This is a genomic window from Stenotrophomonas sp. GL_111 (genome assembly GCF_057835245.1).
The window spans coordinates 1,017,282-1,033,666 of record NZ_CM174421.1 but is presented as its reverse complement, the minus strand read 5'-3'; the positions used below and the strand labels follow the sequence as shown (position 1 = coordinate 1,033,666).

The following is a 16,385-nucleotide window of genomic DNA, read 5'->3' as shown; positions in this document are numbered from 1 at the left end:
GAGCCGCGCCTACGTTCCACAGCTAGGGAGACGGCGTCGCCTGCGCGTCCATCGGCGGGTGCCCCGTCTTCTGCAGCAATGCATCCGCCCGCGCCCGCAACCTGGACGGATCACGCAGGTAGATGCCGGGCGCATGCGTCATGGCCACCGTCATCGCCGCCTGTTGCGGTGAAAGCGCTGCCAGCGTGCTGCCATATTCGCGTCGCGCAAAGCGGCTCAATCCACGATCGATGCCGTTGAAGGACAACGCGGCATACGCCCCATACATCCGGGTGCGGCTGAAATGCAGGGGCAACAGCACCCGCCACAATGCGCCATGCAGATGCCGCCGCCCTGCGCTGCCCGGGTCCGGATAGACCCGCGCGAGCATCAGCCGGGTGGCATGCGGCGTGGGCGAGCCTGCGTTGGCATCGATCAGATCCCGTATCTGCTGCGGCGGCGCCAGATCCCCCGGTTCGCTGTCGGCGAGCAGCGTTTCGATCTGCGCCAGGTGTGGCTGCAGCACGATGGCATCGTAGGCAAACAGCGCCGCCACCGGGATTCCCAGCAGCAGCGCAGCCATCAAGGGCCTCTTGAGCGACATGAGCTGCAGTAACTACCGCGTCAGAAACTACGCGTCGGTTCGACCACCACCGCCGTGCCGTAGCAGAGCACTTCGGTCAGCCCGGTCATCACGTCGGTGGCGTCGTAGCGCATGCCGATGATCGCGTTGGCACCGAGCAGGCGCGCATGCTTGGCCATGTCACGGTAGGTTTCTTCGCGGGCCTGCTCGCACAGTTCGGTGTAGATGGTGATGTTGCCGCCGAACAGCGTCTGTATCCCGCCAAGGAAGTTGCCCACGATCGAACGCGAACGCACGGTGATGCCGCGTACCACGCCCAGGTTGCGCACGGTGCGGAAGCCGGGCAGTTCGAAGGCGGTGGTGACCATCGCATCGTCGAGGCGGATGGCAGTGCTCGGACGGGGATTGCTGTTGTAAGGATCTGCCATGGGTGCCTTGACCTTCGCTGAGCGTGTCGCCGGATCTTAGGGCGACGCGGCGGCCTCAACAAGCGGCGCGCGACAGGCGATTTTCCCCTTCGGCAATCAGGCTGCTGCGCCGTACTGCTACGGATACCGCATTGGCTTGATATCCGCCGACGCTGCGCGATGCACGGTGCTGCGCCAGAGCAACCCGGTGAACAGCCCTGCGCACAGCCAGAGCACGCCGTAGCCAAGCACGATACTGATCTGCACCGGTGCATCGGCACCGTCCGGTTCCGGCCAGAACCGCCAGGTATCCACGTAGCCAACGTAAACGCCGGCCAGCAGCACCGGCACACCGATCAGCAGCCCGATTGCGCGCACCCACGCGTGGCGCCGGAAGATCACCAGCAGTCCCAGCACCACCACAGCCACCGCCAGCACAGGCAAGCCCACGAAGATCGTCAGCAACCCGGCCGGGTCCGATGCCATCGCGGGCAGCGGCGCGCACAACAGCGCGAGCAGCAGCCCTCTGGGAACGGGATGCGCGTCGTTCATCGGGTGCACCTCGTGCTGCCGTCCATACGGATCTCCTGATGGGGGGACGCCATGTGCGGAATGGCCCGCAACGGCACGATACCCCCAGTCGACCCGCCAACAAAAAAGCCGACCCAAGGGCCGGCTTCTTCATGTTGCAGCGTGGTGGGCGGTGCAGGGTTCGAACCTGCGACCCTTGCCGTGTGAAGGCAATGCTCTACCGCTGAGCTAACCGCCCGATGCTGCTGAGCCGCTCATTATAGGGCGGCAAATTTTGACGTCAACGGTTTTGCCCAAATTTCTTCACATCGTATGCGTGGGCTTGTCCGAGGTCAGGATCCCCGCCAGCAGGGTCTCGATCTTGTGGCGCACGTTCTCGCCTTCCGGGCCTTCGGCCAGCTGCACGCCGATCCCCGCCGCGCGATTGCCCTGGGCCCCGGCCGGGGTCACCCAGATCACCTTGCCGGCCACCGGCAGGCGCTCGCTGGAGTCAGGCAGGGTCAGCAGCAGGAACACCTCGTCGCCCAGGAAGTAACGCTTGGGCGTGGGCACGAAGATGCCGCCGTTCTTCACGAACGGCATGTAGGCGCTGTACAGCGCCGCCTTGTCCTTGACGGCCAGCGACAGGATGCCCTGACGGGCGTTGGTGGCACTCATGCTCTATTTCCCCTTGCTTGCCGCTCGTTGACCTTGTTCCAGGCCAACAACAATTCCACCACCGCCAGGTCGCCACGCACCGTGGTGCGCAGCAGATCGCGGGTTCGGTTGGCGGCGTCGAACCAGGCCCCCAGCTTGTGCAATCGCTCCGGATCGGTCAAGCCGCCACCGGCGGCCTGGGCCAGCGCCAGGTCGGCGGCATGGCGCAGGCGCAATGCGGCGTGGTCGTCGCCGGTCCAGCGCTGGGCCAGCTCCACCGCACCGGCGCGTCCGGCCACCAGCGCTTCCAGATCGCTGGCCACCTGCCGGCGCAGGGCCAGCCCGTCGTCGCGCAGCCAGCTATCGGCCAATCCGGGGTGCCCGCGCGCGGCGTCCAGCGCCTCGCGTGCACTGGTTTCACTGTGGCCCTGGGCCTGCAGCCAGGCCAGTGCTTCCTCGCGCGGCGGCAACTTGAATTCCAGCCGCTGGCAGCGGCTGCGCACGGTCGCCGGCAGCCGCGCCGGGTCGCTGCTGAGCAGCCACAGGTAGCGGCCGGGCTGCGGCTCTTCCAGGGTCTTGAGCAGCGCGTTGCAGGCGGCGCGGTTGATCGCATCGGCCGGGTCGACGATCACCACCTGGGCGATGCCGTACTGCGGCGTCAATGCCAGCTTCTGCGAGATCTCGCGGATCTGTTCGATCACGATTTCGGTGCGCAGTTTGTCGCCGGATTTGTTCGGAATGAACGAGATCAGCTGCAGGTCCGGATGCGTGCCCGCCGCAATCAACTGCGCGCTGCGCTGGGCCGCGGCCGATTCGCCGCGGCACAGGATGTGCTGGGCCATGCGCAGTGCGACAGCGCGCTTGCCCAGCCCGGCCGGCCCGCAGATCAGCAGGCCGTGACCCAGGCGATCAGCGTCCAGCGCGGCCACGGTCTGGTCGTAGGCGCGCTGCTGCCAGGGGGAAAAGGTGTCACTCATGTCAGCTCTCCTGCGCCAGCCACGCGTCCACGGCGGCCACCACCGCGCGTGCCACCCCGGCCTGGTCCTGGCCCGCGTCGATCAGGCGGAAACGGGCGGGGTCCTCGGCGGCGCGCTGGCGGAACACCGCGCGCACGCGCTGGAAGAAATCATCCTGTTCGCTTTCGATCCGGTCCGGCCACAGGTCGCGGCCATTGGCGCGCGCACGGCCCACGGCCACGTCCACGTCGAGCAGCAGGGTCAGCCCCGGCAGCAGGCCCACCGCACGTCGCTCCAGCTCGGCGATCCAGGCTGGGTCCAGGCCGCGTCCGCCGCCCTGGTAGGCGTAACTGGAATCGGTGAAGCGATCGCTCACCACATAGCTGCCACGGCGCAACGCCGGTTCGATCACCTGGCGCACATGCTGGGCCCGCGCGGCGAACACCAGCAGCAGCTCGGCCTCGGCCGACAACGGTTCGGCGGCAATCTCCGGATCGGGCTTGAGCACCAGCCCGCGGATGCGCTCGGCCAGCGGCGTACCGCCGGGCTCGCGGGTCAGCAGTACCTCGTGACCGCGCGCATGCAGCGCATCGCGGATGGCGTTGATGGCGGTGGTCTTGCCCGCGCCCTCGCCACCTTCCAGGCTGACGAAACGCGGGTGGCGCAGCAGGGCCGCGCTCACTGCGGCGCTGCCTGGCTGCGCTGCTGACGCAGCTGCTGCAGGTAGCGGGCCACGGCCGCATTGTGTTCGGTGTAGCTGGCCGAGAACACGTGCGCGCCGCTGCCATCGCCCACCGCAACGAAGTACAGCGCATTGCCGGCGGCCGGTTGTGCGGTGGCCTGCAGCGCGTCGCGCCCGGGCATGGCGATCGGGGTCGGGGTCAGGCCGGCGCGGGTGTAGGTGTTGTACGGCGTATCGGTGGTGAGATCGCGCTTGCGGATGTTGCCGTCGTAGCTGCTGCCGATGCCGTAGATCACGGTCGGGTCGGTCTGCAGGCGCATGCCGATCTTCAAGCGGCGCGCGAACACGCCGGCAATCTGCGGACGCTCGCTGGCCAACGCGGTTTCCTTCTCGATGATCGAGGCCAACGTCAGCAGCTCGTAGGGGGAATTCAGCGGCAGGTCGTCGCTGCGGCTGTCCCAGGCGACAGCCAGTTCCTTCTCCATTGCGGCATGCGCGCGCTTGAGCACGTCCACGTCGCTGTCACCGCGCTGGTAGACATAGGTCTCGGGCAGGAACCGGCCTTCCGGGTGTTCACCGGGGAAACCCAGCGCCTTCATCAGGGCGGCGTCATCAAGCGCATCGGTGGTGTGCAGCAGCGGGTCGGCGCGCTTGAGCGCGGCACGCAGCTGGCGGATGTTCCAGCCTTCCACGATCGTCACCCGGTGCTGTACCACCCGCCCTTGGCGCATGCGCAGGAGCAGCTCGCGCGGGGTCAGGCTGGCATCCAGCGCGTACTCGCCCACTTTCAGCTTGCCGGCCGCATCCACCTGGCGGGCGAGCAGTTGCCACTGGGTGTCGCTGCCCTCCTCCACGCCGGCCGCACGCAGCTTGCCGAGCACCGTGTTCAGGCCATCACCGGAGGCGATCACCACGCTGGGCTGGTCGGGCGTCAGCGGCGCATCGGCGAAGCCACGCTGGCTCTGCCAGAACCACGCACCGGCCGCGGCCAGCAGCAGCACGCCCAACAGCAGCACCGCCACCACAGCCAGACATCCCCGTTTCGCACCCGCCATGCCCACCTCGAATCACCAAGTCGCCGCGCAGCATACCGCGCGCGTACTGCACACCGCCAAACCCCAGCGCCGCCCGGCTTGGCGGCGGGGCACGTTCAGTCCTGCCGGCCCAGTGCGCGCAGCAGGCCCCGGGCCTTGGCCCGGGTTTCGTCCAGTTCCTTGTCCGCGTCCGAATCGACCACGATGCCCGCGCCGGTGCGGAAGGTCGCGCCGTCGGCAGCGACTTCGGCGGTGCGGATCAGGATGTTCAGGTCCAGGTCGCCGTCGCGGTTCAGCCAGCCGAACGCGCCGGTATAGGCGCCGCGCGCGGTCTGTTCCAGCTCGGCGATGATCTGCATGCAGCGCACCTTGGGGCAGCCGGTGATGGTGCCGCCGGGGAAGGTCGCCGCGATCACCTGGCCGGGGCTGACCCCCTCGCGCAGGCGGCCACGCACGTTGCTGACGATGTGGTGCACGTGGGCGTAGCTCTCCACGCTCATCAGCTCGTCGACTTCGACGCTGCCGGGCGTGCAGATGCGACCGAGATCATTGCGCTCCAGGTCGATCAGCATCACGTGCTCGGCGCGCTCCTTGGGATGACCCACCAGTTCGCGGATGCGCTCGGCATCGTCGTCACCGGCGAACCGCGGACGCGTGCCGGCAATCGGGCGGGTCTGCACCTCATCGCCGTGCACCGACACCAGCCGTTCCGGCGAGGAACTCACCACCGCCCTGCCCTGGGCCATGAACAACCCGGCGAACGGGGCCGGATTGGCCACCCGCAGCTGCGCATACAGCGCCTGCGGCGCGAGCGTGTCGGCGAACTGCGCCTGCCAGCGCCGCGACAGGTTAACCTGGAATACATCACCGGCGCGCAGGTAGTCGATCACCTTGGTCACGCCATCGGTGAAGCGCGCCGGCGCGTCTTCGTCCACCTGCACCGGCGGCTGCCAGGCCGGCAGCGGCGGCTGTGCTGCGGCCGCGTCCAGATCGGACAGCAGCGTCTCCAGCACGCCGACATGGTCGGTCTCGCACACCGCGTGGTACTGGCCCAGCACGCGGTCATGCAGCACGGCGGCCGGGCAGCGCAGCGCCAACGCCGAGGGCAGCCCATCGGCGCGCGCCGGCAGCTGCAGCACCGTCTCGATCTGCCCGGCCAGTTCGTAATCCAGCATCAGCGCCCAGCCGCCGCGGAACGGCAGCATGGTCTCTTCGCGCGGCTGCCGCAGTGCGGCCCAGTGCGCGTCGAGCACGTCCAGGAAGCGCCCGGGGTGGGCCCGCCCCTCGGCGTCACGGGTGATGCCGTCTGCATGCAATGCCAGCGCCTGTCCGTTGGCCATCAGCAGCAGGTCCCAGCGGCCCTGCGCGGTGCTCGACGCGGTGGACTCCATCAGCAGCGGATAGCGCTGCGGGGCCAGGCGCTGCAGCGTCAGCAGGTCGGTGGTGTCAGGCAGGGGGCGGATCTGGAGCATGGCGGGAACCGGAAGAGCGCGCAGCGTTGCGCGGGGGCCAGATGCACCAAGGCCGCCAAGATGGCGGCCCGGGTGGGAAGGCGGTGACGGCGCGGATCAGACCCGCTTGAACACCAGCGTACCGTTGGTGCCGCCGAAGCCGAAACCATTGGACATCACCACATCGACCTTGGCCTGGCGTGCCTCGTTGGGCACGTAATCCAGGTCGCAACCTTCGCCCGGCTGCTGCAGGTTGATGGTCGGCGGAATCACGTTGTCCTGCAGCGCCATCACCGAGAAGATCGCTTCCACGCCGCCGGCAGCGCCGAGCAGGTGGCCGGTCATCGACTTGGTGGAGCTGACCATCATCTTGTAGGCGTGCTCGCCGAAGGCGGCCTTCATCGCCATGGTCTCACCGAGGTCGCCCAGCGGGGTCGAGGTGCCATGCGCGTTGAGGTAGCCCACCTGCTCGGGGGTGACACCGGCGTCCTTCATGGCCATGACCATGCAGCGCGCGGCACCTTCGCCGTTTTCGCTCGGCGCGGTCATGTGGAACGCATCGGAACTGGCGCCGAAGCCGGCCAGCTCGCAGTAGATCTTCGCGCCACGCGCCTTGGCGTGTTCGTACTCTTCCAGGATCAGGATGCCGGCGCCGTCACCCAGCACGAAGCCGTCACGGTCCTTGTCCCACGGGCGCGAGGCCTGCTCCGGCGCATCGTTGCGGGTGGACATGGCCTTCATCGCGCAGAAGCCGCCCAGTGCGGTCGGCGAGGAGCCGCGCTCTGCACCACCGGCCACCATCACGTCCGCATCGCCGTACTGGATCATGCGCATGGCGGTGCCGATGGAGTGGTTGGAGGTGGCGCACGCCGACACCGCCGAGAACGACGGCCCCTTCAACCCGGTGATGATGCTCAGCTGGCCCGGCAGCATGTTGATGATGGTCTTGGGCACGTAGAAGGGCGAGATCTTCTTGCCCTCGTGGAACTCGATGGTCTGCTCTTCGATACCGAGCAGGCCGCCGATGCCGGCGCCAACGATGGCGCCAATGCGATCGGCATTGGCATCGGTGATGTCCAGGCCCGCATCGTGCAGGGCCATGAACGCGGCACCGAGGCCGTAGTGAATGAAGGGGTCCATCTTGCGGGCATCTTTGCCGCTGACCCGGAACTTGCCGAACAGTGCATTGTCGGCGGTGATGTCGAAGTCCTTGACCTCACCTGCGATCTTGGTGGTGAAACGCTCAAGGTACGCATCGGAAACGTTGGTCAGCGGACCGATGCCCGAGCGACCGTGGGTGATGCCTTCCCAGCTGCTGGCCAGATCATTGCCCAACGGCGAGACGATGCCCAGGCCGGTTACGACGACGCGACGCTTCATTGCTGATTCTCCTGACCCGAACGTTCTCAACGGGTAACTCGTTTTACTTTCGATGCGATGCCCAAACACACAGGGCCGCAACTGCGGCCCCATGGGGTGCGGTGCGCGGCAAGCGGGAAGCCCGCACGCGCACTGCCGTCTGACATCAGGCCTTGACGTGGGCGTTGATGTAGTCGATTGCCGCCTGCACGGTGCTGATCTTCTCGGCTTCTTCGTCCGGGATTTCGCACTCGAACTCTTCTTCCAGCGCCATCACCAGTTCAACGGTGTCCAGCGAGTCAGCGCCCAGGTCATCGACGAACGATGCGCTGTTGGTGACTTCTTCTTCCTTGACGCCAAGCTGTTCGACGACGATTTTCTTGACGCGTTCTTCGATGGTGCTCATTGGATATCGCTCCAGATGGAGTAGTGGTTCAAAAATGACGCCATCCAGTGCTGGATGACCGTGGGATAGTGTAGTGGAAACCACCGACGCCTTGCATCGCTGCAAAATATCTTGTGGATCAACCACTTGCGGCGCAGTCCATGCGCCACATGCTTACGGCATGTACATGCCGCCGTTCACATGGAGGGTTTCGCCGGTGATGTAGCTGGCCGAGGGGCCGGCCAGGAACGCCACCGCATTGGCGATATCGGACGGCTCGCCCAGGCGTTCCAGGGCGATCGTCTTGACCAGCCCGGTGCGCTGTTCTTCGGGCAGGGCCTTGGTCATGTCGGTGTCGATGAAGCCCGGCGCCACCACGTTCACGGTGATGCCGCGCGAGCCGATTTCCTTGGCCAGCGACTTGGAGAAGGCAATGATGCCGGCCTTGGCGGCGGCATAGTTGGCCTGGCCGGCATTGCCGGTCACGCCGATCACCGAGGCGATGTTGATGATGCGGCCCTTGCGCGCCTTCATCATGCCGCGGATGACTGCCTTGGAGGTGCGGAACACGCTGGTCAGGTTGGTATCGAGGATGGCCTGCCAGTCCTCGTCCTTCATGCGCAGCAGCAGGTTGTCGCGGGTGATGCCGGCGTTGTTGACCAGGATGGTGATAGCACCGAATTCCTTGGCGATCCCGTCCAGCACGGCGTCGAGCGCGGCCGGGTCGGTAACGTTCAGCGCACGGCCGTGGCCACCGCTGGCGGCCAGGCGCTCGCCAATGGCGGCAGCGCCGGCGTCGGTGGTGGCGGTGCCGATCACGGTCGCGCCCTGCGCGGCCAGTGCGTCGGCGATCGCCGCGCCGATACCCCGGCTGGCGCCGGTGACCAGTGCGATTTCACCCTGAAGGGGCTTGCTCATGTGCATTTCCTCAGACGGGACCGGTCCGCAGGCCAGGCACGGGGGCCGGCATGCGGAGGCGATCGAAAGACATCAGGCAGCCCAGGTCTCGCGGGCTGCCTCGAAATCGGCGGGCGTGGACAGTGTGCGCGCGTCCAGCGACTTGTCGATGCGCTTGATCAATCCGGCCAGCACCTTGCCCGGGCCGCACTCGGCGACGCGGGTGGCGCCACGGGCGGCCAGCGCCTGTACGCAGCCGGTCCACTGCACCGGCAGGTACAGCTGCTGGACCAGGGCCTGGCGGATGGCGTCGAGGCCATCGTGAACGCGGGCATCCACGTTCTGCACCACCGGCAGCGCCGGCGCGTGCCAGTGCAGGCCGGCCATGGTTTCGGCCAGGCGGTTGGCGGCTTCGCGCATCAGCGGGGTGTGCGAGGGCACGCTCACGGCCAGCTTGACGGCCTTGCGCACGCCCTTTTCGGCGAGCAGGGCCAGCGCACGATCCACCGCGGCGGCGTCGCCACCGATGACGATCTGGCCGGGCGAGTTGTAATTGGCGGGCACCACGACCTGGCTGCCGGCCGCCTGTTCACAGACTTCCAGCACCAGCGCGTCTTCGGCGCCGAGCACGGCGGCCATGGCGCCCACGCCGGTCGGAGCGGCTTCCTGCATCAGCTGGCCACGCAGGCGCACCAGGTGGGCACCGTCACGCAGCGACAGGGCGCCAGCGGCGACCAGGGCGGTGTACTCGCCGAGGCTGTGGCCGGCCAGCACGGCCGGCTTGGCGCCGCCGAGGGCATTCCAGACCCGCCAGACGCCGATGCTGGCGGCCAGCAGGGCCGGCTGGGTGTATTCGGTACGGTTGAGCATTTCCTCGGGACCGCCCTGCGAGAGCGCCCACAGGTCGACGCCAGCGCCGTCGGAGGCCTCGGTGAAGGCTTCGCGGATCTGGGGGTGCAGCTCGGCCAGTTCGGCCAGCATGCCCACCGACTGCGAGCCCTGGCCCGGGAACACGAATGCGAGATTGGAATCGGTCACGCGGTCATCCGCCTGCAAAAATCGAACGGCGAATGATAAGGGGGAACACTGCCCTCCGTCTGTACTGCCGCGTATGTGGGGGTCAACGTCAACGTCTACGCCCACGTCAAAGGCGGCGCCTGCGCTTCACTGGGGGAGGGCTGGGGTGGGTCAAGGCTCAGCAACGACGCTCTTGATCACACCAGCAACTGCAGGATGTCCAGGTCGCCGTCGGAGAAGAAGTCGAAGCAGATTCCCACCAGCATCAGTACCCCCAGCGTCGTGGCGCCGTGCACGATCAGGATCGAGTGCGCCAGCGCGCGCGCCGACCGGCCCATCTTCAGGCTGTAGCGGGCCAGCCCCTGCAGCCGCCCGGTCACCGCATGGGCGTGCGCCAGCACCGGCGCATCCGCGCCGTCCATCGCCTGCGCCATCAACGCCTGCAGGCGCTCCGGGCAATCCTCGTAATACTTGGCCACGCCGTATCCGAACATCAGCCAGTCGCGCGCCTGGGCCTGCGCCAGGTCCATCACTTCCAGCGGGTCTTCCTCGAAATCGATGAAACCCACCTGGCTGCCATCCCAGGTCAGGTTGCGTGGCAGCGGCTGCCCGAAATACGCGCCCTTCCCATGCGCGGCGGCAATGGCCTGCATCGCCGCCGACACCAGCCGATCGCGGCCCGCCGCATCGGCCTGGCGCAGGCAGACGTTGAACGAACTGCCGTTGTCGCCCAGCACCAGCGCCGCATGCCCGCTGCCGATCACGTGCGGCACGTTGACCCCCTGCGCCTGCAGCTCGGCCAGACGCCGTGCCTCGGTTTCCCGCGCGGCATCGCCACCGCGGTGCGGCGGTGGACGCAGTGCGTCCAGCTCGAAACGGTTCGCAACGAAATTGAGCAGGCCCAGCGCGACCGCGCGGCTTCCTTCGCCGTACTGCTTCAGCCAGGCGCGCTGCCCTTCAATGACGATGGGCTCAACCATGACAGATCTCCTCAAATGCAAACGGCCCCTAATGGGGCCGTAACGACAGCGTCACGTTGTCGTAACTTGCACTATCAATAGCGCAGCAGGGCCGAACCCCAGGTGAAGCCGCCGCCGAAGGCTTCCAGCAGCAGCAGCTGGCCGCGCTCGACGCGACCGGAGCGGACGGCGACGTCCAGCGCCATCGGCACCGAGGCCGAAGACGTATTGCCGTGCTTGTCCACCGTCACCACCACCTGCTCCATCGACATCTCCAACCGCTTGGCGGTGGCTTCGATGATGCGCAGGTTGGCCTGGTGCGGGATCAGCCAGTCGAGGTCGGCCTTGGTCAGCGCGTTGGCTTCCAGGGTCTCATCGACCACCGAATCCAGCGCCTTGACCGCGTACTTGAAGACGTCGTTGCCCTTCATCAGGATCGCGCCGCGGGCGTTCTCGCCCTCGCCGAAGCCTGCAGACACGCCCACCGGATTCCACAGCAGCTCTTTCTTGCTGCCATCCGAATGCAGGTGGGTGCTCAGAATGCCAGTGTCTTCGTCGGCCTTGAGTACGACCGCGCCAGCACCGTCGCCGAACAGCACGCAGGTGGTGCGCTCGGTCCAGTCGACAATGCGGGTCAACGTTTCCGCACCGATCACCAGCACATGGCGGGCGTCACCGGAACGGATGAATTTGTCCGCCACGCTCAACGCGAACACGAAGCCCGAACAGGCTGCGTTGACGTCGAAGGCGGGGCAACCGCTCGCACCGAGCTTGGCCTGGATCAGGCACGCGGTGGAGGGAAAGATCAGATCGGGCGTGGTTGTACCCACCACGATCATGTCCAGCTGCGAAGCGTCGATACCGGCCGCTTCCAGCGCACGTACCGCGGCGTGATAGCCGAGGTCGCTGGTGGTTTCACCTTCAGCTGCAATGTGCCGCTCACGAATACCCGTGCGCGATTGAATCCACTCATCGGTGGTGTCGACCATTTTCTCCAGATCCTGGTTGGTCAACACTCTTTCGGGCAAATAGCTACCCGTGCCCGCGATCCTCGAGTAGATCCGCTTGCTCATTACATGTCCTGTAGCACGGCCATCAACACTGACAGCCGGGAAGAATGGGGTAAAGGCCGCTGCCCGACCGGGCAGCGGCCCCTACAAATCAATCTTCTTCGACGGCCGAATTCGACTTGGTCGCGATCACCTTCTTGCCGCGGTAGAAACCGTCAGCGGTGATGTGGTGACGCAGGTGCACTTCGCCGGTGGTCGGGTCGGTGGACAGCTGCTTGGCGCTCAGGGCGTCATGCGCACGGCGCATACCGCGGCGGGACGGGGTGACACGGGATTTCTGCACAGCCATGGGATTGCTCCAAACTCGGTTCGTTTTGCTTCGTCGTATCGTCGCGCAGGACGCCAGCGCCCAGCACAGTCTTCGCTTTCGCCGCAGCCGCCGACGACAATCCGGCTGCTATTGTTTTTTCAGCGCCGCCAATGCCGCGAACGGGTTGGCCTTGCTCATTTCTTCTTCGGTCGGTGCCCAGTCCTGGTCCACCGCCTCGCCATCGGGAGACAGCGGCACGACGGGCACGGCCAGGACAAGTTCGTCCTCAACCAGTTCCAGCGGTCGCAGCATGCCGTCTTCAGGCACAAGCCACGGTTCGTACCCTTCCGGCAACGAGGATTCATCCTCTTCGCTGCGGATCAGGCCGAGCCGCTGCACCATCGAGACCGGCAACAGGAATCGCTGCAGGCTGCGCTGACAGATCAGCGGCAGCTCGGTGTCGATGGACAGTTCAACATAGGATACCCGCAGGATGTCGTCGTGCGCGAATTCCAGTGAATAGGTGCACTGGCCTTCGGTATCGGCAACAAGCCCTTGCAGGCGGGTAAATTCAGCCAGGCTGACGTGACCGTCGAAGCGCCTTCGCGCTGCGACCATCCGCCAAGCATCCAGCATTTCGGGTACGTTCGCGGACATAAGCCGCTGAATGTTAAGGACCGTCCGCCCGGCTGTCAAATCCAACCGCATCGGGGGTTGCTGCCCCACCTGCCGGAGCCCAGACTGCGGGGCCCTCCAGCCGGTATTGTCGCATGCTCCCGCTGCTGCTCGCCTCCACTTCGCGCTACCGCCGCGAACTCCTGCAACGACTGGGCCTTGCGCTGGAATGCGCCGCGCCGGACGTGGACGAGACGCCGCAGCCTGGCGAGGCCCCACGGGCACTGGCCGTGCGCCTGGCCCGGGCCAAGGCCGCCGAGGTGGCCGCGCGGCATCCCGGGCGCTGGGTGATCGGTTCGGACCAGGTCGCGGAACTGAACGGCAGCCCGCTGGGCAAGCCGGGCGACGTGGCCGGGGCGCATGCGCAGCTGGCGGCGATGTCCGGCCGCGCCGTGGATTTCCACACGGCGGTGAGCCTGTGCCGGGACGGCGAGGTGTTCGAGGCCTGCGACCTCACCCGGGTCCGTTTCCGGGTATTGGATGGCGCCGAGATCGCCCGCTACGTGGCGATCGAGCAGCCCCTGGACTGCGCCGGCAGCTTCAAATGCGAAGGATTGGGGATCAGCCTGTTCGAGGCGATCGAGAACCGCGACCCGACCGCCCTGATCGGCCTGCCGCTGATCGCGGTCTGCCAGCTGCTGCGCCAGGCCGGCTACCGGCTGCCCTGAGCGCGGTTCAGCGCCGGGCGGGCACGTCGAAAGGCTGTTCCGACCAACGCTCGACGCTGCCGTCGCGGCCATACAGGTTCATCCCCAGCCAATGCCGGCCGGGGGCCAATGCGCGCGTATCCAGCTGGGCATCGAAGCCGACGTTGGGGTGCTGCGGATCCGTGGAGAGCGGCCAGAATCCGGTGATGTCGAAGGTGCGCCCATAGCGGGCGTCGGCCACGGGCTTGCCATCGACCAGCAGCTCCACCCGTGACAGCCCCACCCCGTCCTTGAACGCCCAGCCACGCACGTCCAGCGACGTCCCCACCACGGCATCGGGCAGCGGCGTATCGATCCACGCCAGGGCCGGCGTGACGCACGGCCCGGCCGCACGTTCGACCGGCAGCTTGAACAACAGGAAGCGCTGATAGCCGTGGTCGTTGCTGACCACGCGCGGCGGCGGCAACGGCCCCACCTGCGCGCAGATCGCGTGATAGCGCGAAGAGAGATCGCGGAAGCGCTGATCACTCGGCGACAGCACCAGCAGCATCGGCGCCGTGCGTTCGCCTTGATGCAACAGCCCCCACAACCCCAGCTGCGCACTGCGCCCATGCTTGTCGTTGAGCGGGTGCTTGAGCACCTCGATGTCCGCATCGCGCAGCTGGAAGCCCAGCTCGGCGCCCACCTTGAAGTTGCCGGCCAACACCCGCGTGCCCGCCGGCATGCCGGCCAATTCCTCGCGCACGGCCGCCGCCAGTGGCTCCCAACCGGCGAAATTGCGCGGGTAGTATTTGTTCCCCGCCAGCTGCTCGCGCAGGCTCGGCGTGGACGCCATCAGGTAGTAGCCGAAGGCCAGCATCAAACCTGCCCCGGCCAACCACCAACCAGTCCGGCGCAACCAGCGCGGCCAGCCGTTGAGCACCACCGGCACCGCCACCAGCAGCGCCAGATAGCCCGGCAACGGCCAATGGAAACTGATCCGTTCGACATCGGTGAAGAAGCCCAGCGCGAAGATCGCCAACGTCGAGACACCGCCGATCAGGCCGAAATAGCGCCACTGCGCACGTGCACCGCCGCCGGAGCGGGTACCGGCCACCGCCACCTTCCACATCGCCATGCACAGGATCGGCGTGACCAGCATCGGCTGGATCACCAGGAACCACAGCCCGCTCCACTCGAACGCCCACGGGTGGCGTTCGACCACCTGGAATTTCAGCCCGGCGTCATGGTTGTCGGCATTCCACGACAGCAGCGGCAACCACGCCAGCACGCCCACCGCCAATGCCACCCACACACGCGGATCGCGCAGCATGCGCCGGCCCTGCGGCAACAGCAGCAGCGCGATGAAGCCGACCACGATCACGCCGATGAAACGGTAGTGGCTGAGCGCACCGATCATCAGCCCCAGCGCCAGCTTCACCGCCGCGGCGGCATCGACATTGCGCAGCAGCCGTGCACCCGCATCCAGGCACAGCACCGCAGCCAACGCCATCGGCACGTCCGGTACCGCCAGCATGCCCAGCGTGGCCGACAACGGCATCAGCAGGGTCAGGCTGCCAGCCTGCCAGCCGGCGACCGCACCGAACCAGCGCGTGGCGATCCGCGAGACCAGCCACGGCAACGCCGCGCCGATAGCCAGGAACGGCAGGCGTTGGGCCAGCACGTGCGGCCCCCCGATCTCCACCCCCAGCCGCGACAGCCAGGCCGTCAGCCCGGGCAGGTCCGAATACGCCGCCGCCAGGTGCTGGCCTTCCTGCCAGTAGAACGCTTCGTCCACGAACAAGGGCAGACGTGCGGCCACCACCAGCTTGATGGCGGTGACCAGCGTCCACAACAGCAGGAAAATTGTGCGTGCGCGTTGTTCGCCCTGCATTGCTCTATAGAATCGAAGGAATCATCGACACGAGACGGTCATGGAAAATTCGCCCCACGTGCCAGCCATGCTAACCGATGTATTGCGACAGGCCCTTCGCAGCGCCCAGGACCAGGTCAATGGTCTGGTGCTGGGCAAGGCACATGAAGTCCGGCTGGCCTTCGTGGCGCTGCTGTCCGGTGGCCACCTGCTGATCGAAGACCTGCCCGGGCTGGGCAAGACCACCCTCGCCCATGCCATGGCTTCCAGCCTGGGGCTGGGCTTCCAGCGCGTGCAGTTCACCTCCGATCTGCTGCCGGCCGATGTGCTCGGTGTCTCGGTTTACGACGCCGCCAGCCGGCAGTTCCAGTTCCATCCCGGCCCGGTGTTCACCCATGTGCTGCTGGCCGATGAGATCAACCGTGCCCCGCCACGCACGCAGAGCGCACTGCTGGAGGCGATGGCCGAACAGCAGGTCACCCTCGACGGCACCACCCATGCGCTGCCCGATCCGTTCTTCGTGATCGCCACGCAGAACCCGGTCGATCTGTCGGGCACCTTCCCGCTGCCCGACTCGCAGCTGGATCGCTTCCTGCTGCGCCTGGCCCTGGGCTACCCCAATCCGGAATCGGAGCGCGAACTGCTGCGCGGCACCGATCGCCGCCATCTGATCGCGCGTGCCACGGCCTGCCTGAGCGAGGAACAGGTGCGCACGTTGCGTGAGGCGGTCGGCCAGGTCCATGCCAGTGAAGCCTTGATCCAGTACGTGCAGACACTGTTGACCCGCAGCCGCCAGCACACCGGTGTGCGCGTGGGCCTGTCGCCGCGCGCCGGGCTGGCGCTGCTGCGCGCGGCCAAGGCGCATGCCCTGCTGCTGGGGCGCAGCCATGTGGTGCCCGAAGACGTGCAGACCTTGTTCGTCGCCGTGGCTGGCCACCGTTTGGTGCCTGAAGCAGAAGCCAGCAACGGACCCGCGCTGGCGCGGGCGATGCTCCAGACCGTACCGGTGGATTGA

General features: G+C 67.0%; 19 protein-coding genes and 1 tRNA gene. 2 read left to right on the top strand and 18 right to left on the bottom strand.

All coding sequences use genetic code 11. The features are described from left to right. Nucleotides 1–22 precede the first annotated feature (22 nt). The 17 genes from AC3IPM_RS04690 to AC3IPM_RS04610 form a co-directional block, all read right to left on the bottom strand. A complete protein-coding gene (locus tag AC3IPM_RS04690) occupies nt 23–562 on the bottom strand; it encodes a hypothetical protein (RefSeq protein WP_489302765.1) in 540 nt (179 codons plus the stop codon). A gap of 41 nt (nt 563–603) precedes the next feature. Then, complete coding sequence (locus tag AC3IPM_RS04685; RefSeq protein ID WP_489302764.1) at nt 604–990, bottom strand: YbjQ family protein; 387 nt, start codon at nt 988–990, stop codon at nt 604–606. Between the two features lie 117 nt (nt 991–1,107). Next, the gene (locus AC3IPM_RS04680) at nt 1,108–1,521 is read right to left on the bottom strand and encodes a hypothetical protein (RefSeq protein WP_489302763.1); all 414 of its coding nucleotides are present in this window, start codon (nt 1,519–1,521) and stop codon (nt 1,108–1,110) included. A gap of 142 nt (nt 1,522–1,663) precedes the next feature. Beyond that, nucleotides 1,664–1,738 (bottom strand) — tRNA-Val (locus AC3IPM_RS04675). A gap of 65 nt (nt 1,739–1,803) precedes the next feature. Further along, nucleotides 1,804–2,157, bottom strand: coding sequence for a PilZ domain-containing protein (locus AC3IPM_RS04670; RefSeq protein ID WP_489302761.1), 354 nt, complete (start codon nt 2,155–2,157; stop codon nt 1,804–1,806). Continuing rightward, nucleotides 2,154–3,113 (bottom strand): DNA polymerase III subunit delta', encoded by a 960-nt coding sequence (locus tag AC3IPM_RS04665; RefSeq protein WP_489302760.1) that lies wholly within the window; start codon nt 3,111–3,113, stop codon nt 2,154–2,156. The genes AC3IPM_RS04670 and AC3IPM_RS04665 overlap by 4 nt, the downstream gene beginning before the upstream one ends. Before the next feature lies 1 nt (nt 3,114). Next, nucleotides 3,115–3,774, bottom strand: a complete 660-nt coding sequence (tmk, locus tag AC3IPM_RS04660) for a dTMP kinase (RefSeq protein ID WP_489302759.1) — start codon at nt 3,772–3,774, stop codon at nt 3,115–3,117. Then, on the bottom strand, nt 3,771–4,829 hold the full coding sequence (mltG, locus tag AC3IPM_RS04655) for an endolytic transglycosylase MltG (RefSeq protein WP_489302758.1): 1,059 nt from the start codon (nt 4,827–4,829) through the stop codon (nt 3,771–3,773). The genes tmk and mltG overlap by 4 nt, the downstream gene beginning before the upstream one ends. A 95-nt stretch (nt 4,830–4,924) precedes the next feature. Beyond that, complete coding sequence (locus tag AC3IPM_RS04650; RefSeq protein ID WP_489302757.1) at nt 4,925–6,280, bottom strand: aminodeoxychorismate synthase component I; 1,356 nt, start codon at nt 6,278–6,280, stop codon at nt 4,925–4,927. A 96-nt stretch (nt 6,281–6,376) separates the two neighbouring features. Further along, nucleotides 6,377–7,639: a beta-ketoacyl-ACP synthase II gene (fabF, locus tag AC3IPM_RS04645; protein WP_489302756.1), complete on the bottom strand. Its 1,263-nt coding sequence runs from the start codon at nt 7,637–7,639 to the stop codon at nt 6,377–6,379. Between the two features lie 145 nt (nt 7,640–7,784). Further along, nucleotides 7,785–8,024 carry an acyl carrier protein gene (gene acpP / locus AC3IPM_RS04640; protein ID WP_017357544.1) on the bottom strand — a complete coding sequence of 80 codons (240 nt, stop codon included), beginning with the start codon at nt 8,022–8,024 and terminating at the stop codon, nt 7,785–7,787. 153 nt (nt 8,025–8,177) lie between these two features. Then, nucleotides 8,178–8,921 (bottom strand): 3-oxoacyl-ACP reductase FabG, encoded by a 744-nt coding sequence (fabG, locus tag AC3IPM_RS04635; RefSeq protein ID WP_489302755.1) that lies wholly within the window; start codon nt 8,919–8,921, stop codon nt 8,178–8,180. A 72-nt stretch (nt 8,922–8,993) separates the two neighbouring features. After that, nucleotides 8,994–9,938 (bottom strand): ACP S-malonyltransferase, encoded by a 945-nt coding sequence (gene fabD, locus AC3IPM_RS04630; RefSeq protein WP_489302753.1) that lies wholly within the window; start codon nt 9,936–9,938, stop codon nt 8,994–8,996. Nucleotides 9,939–10,114: 176 nt separating this feature from the next. Then, nucleotides 10,115–10,897: a BUD32 family EKC/KEOPS complex subunit gene (locus AC3IPM_RS04625; protein ID WP_489302752.1), complete on the bottom strand. Its 783-nt coding sequence runs from the start codon at nt 10,895–10,897 to the stop codon at nt 10,115–10,117. A gap of 74 nt (nt 10,898–10,971) precedes the next feature. Then, on the bottom strand, nt 10,972–11,949 hold the full coding sequence (locus tag AC3IPM_RS04620) for a beta-ketoacyl-ACP synthase III (RefSeq protein WP_489302751.1): 978 nt from the start codon (nt 11,947–11,949) through the stop codon (nt 10,972–10,974). Between the two features lie 88 nt (nt 11,950–12,037). Then, nucleotides 12,038–12,235: a 50S ribosomal protein L32 gene (gene rpmF / locus AC3IPM_RS04615; protein WP_038690090.1), complete on the bottom strand. Its 198-nt coding sequence runs from the start codon at nt 12,233–12,235 to the stop codon at nt 12,038–12,040. 108 nt (nt 12,236–12,343) lie between these two features. Further along, nucleotides 12,344–12,853, bottom strand: coding sequence for a YceD family protein (locus AC3IPM_RS04610; RefSeq protein ID WP_489302750.1), 510 nt, complete (start codon nt 12,851–12,853; stop codon nt 12,344–12,346). Nucleotides 12,854–12,966: 113 nt separating this feature from the next. On the opposite strand from AC3IPM_RS04610, the gene AC3IPM_RS04605 reads away from it, so the two are divergent. Continuing rightward, nucleotides 12,967–13,539, top strand: coding sequence for a Maf family protein (locus AC3IPM_RS04605; protein ID WP_489302749.1), 573 nt, complete (start codon nt 12,967–12,969; stop codon nt 13,537–13,539). Nucleotides 13,540–13,546: 7 nt separating this feature from the next. Here the strand turns inward: AC3IPM_RS04605 and AC3IPM_RS04600 are convergent, their stop codons facing one another. Further along, on the bottom strand, nt 13,547–15,391 hold the full coding sequence (locus tag AC3IPM_RS04600; RefSeq protein ID WP_489302748.1) for a glycosyltransferase family 39 protein: 1,845 nt from the start codon (nt 15,389–15,391) through the stop codon (nt 13,547–13,549). A 40-nt stretch (nt 15,392–15,431) separates the two neighbouring features. On the opposite strand from AC3IPM_RS04600, the gene AC3IPM_RS04595 reads away from it, so the two are divergent. Beyond that, nucleotides 15,432–16,385 (top strand): AAA family ATPase, encoded by a 954-nt coding sequence (locus AC3IPM_RS04595; RefSeq protein WP_489302746.1) that lies wholly within the window; start codon nt 15,432–15,434, stop codon nt 16,383–16,385.

Coding starts and splice junctions, on each gene's coding strand:
- AC3IPM_RS04690 (WP_489302765.1), bottom strand. CDS start 562: ATGGCTGCGCTGCTGCTGGGAATCCCGGTGGCGGCGCTGTTTGCCTAC.
- AC3IPM_RS04685 (WP_489302764.1), bottom strand. CDS start 990: ATGGCAGATCCTTACAACAGCAATCCCCGTCCGAGCACTGCCATCCGC.
- AC3IPM_RS04680 (WP_489302763.1), bottom strand. CDS start 1,521: ATGAACGACGCGCATCCCGTTCCCAGAGGGCTGCTGCTCGCGCTGTTG.
- AC3IPM_RS04670 (WP_489302761.1), bottom strand. CDS start 2,157: ATGAGTGCCACCAACGCCCGTCAGGGCATCCTGTCGCTGGCCGTCAAG.
- AC3IPM_RS04665 (WP_489302760.1), bottom strand. CDS start 3,113: ATGAGTGACACCTTTTCCCCCTGGCAGCAGCGCGCCTACGACCAGACC.
- mltG (WP_489302758.1), bottom strand. CDS start 4,829: ATGGCGGGTGCGAAACGGGGATGTCTGGCTGTGGTGGCGGTGCTGCTG.
- AC3IPM_RS04650 (WP_489302757.1), bottom strand. CDS start 6,280: ATGCTCCAGATCCGCCCCCTGCCTGACACCACCGACCTGCTGACGCTG.
- fabF (WP_489302756.1), bottom strand. CDS start 7,639: ATGAAGCGTCGCGTCGTCGTAACCGGCCTGGGCATCGTCTCGCCGTTG.
- acpP (WP_017357544.1), bottom strand. CDS start 8,024: ATGAGCACCATCGAAGAACGCGTCAAGAAAATCGTCGTCGAACAGCTT.
- fabG (WP_489302755.1), bottom strand. CDS start 8,921: ATGAGCAAGCCCCTTCAGGGTGAAATCGCACTGGTCACCGGCGCCAGC.
- AC3IPM_RS04625 (WP_489302752.1), bottom strand. CDS start 10,897: ATGGTTGAGCCCATCGTCATTGAAGGGCAGCGCGCCTGGCTGAAGCAG.
- AC3IPM_RS04620 (WP_489302751.1), bottom strand. CDS start 11,949: ATGAGCAAGCGGATCTACTCGAGGATCGCGGGCACGGGTAGCTATTTG.
- rpmF (WP_038690090.1), bottom strand. CDS start 12,235: ATGGCTGTGCAGAAATCCCGTGTCACCCCGTCCCGCCGCGGTATGCGC.
- AC3IPM_RS04610 (WP_489302750.1), bottom strand. CDS start 12,853: ATGTCCGCGAACGTACCCGAAATGCTGGATGCTTGGCGGATGGTCGCA.
- AC3IPM_RS04605 (WP_489302749.1), top strand. CDS start 12,967: ATGCTCCCGCTGCTGCTCGCCTCCACTTCGCGCTACCGCCGCGAACTC.
- AC3IPM_RS04600 (WP_489302748.1), bottom strand. CDS start 15,391: ATGCAGGGCGAACAACGCGCACGCACAATTTTCCTGCTGTTGTGGACG.
- AC3IPM_RS04595 (WP_489302746.1), top strand. CDS start 15,432: ATGGAAAATTCGCCCCACGTGCCAGCCATGCTAACCGATGTATTGCGA.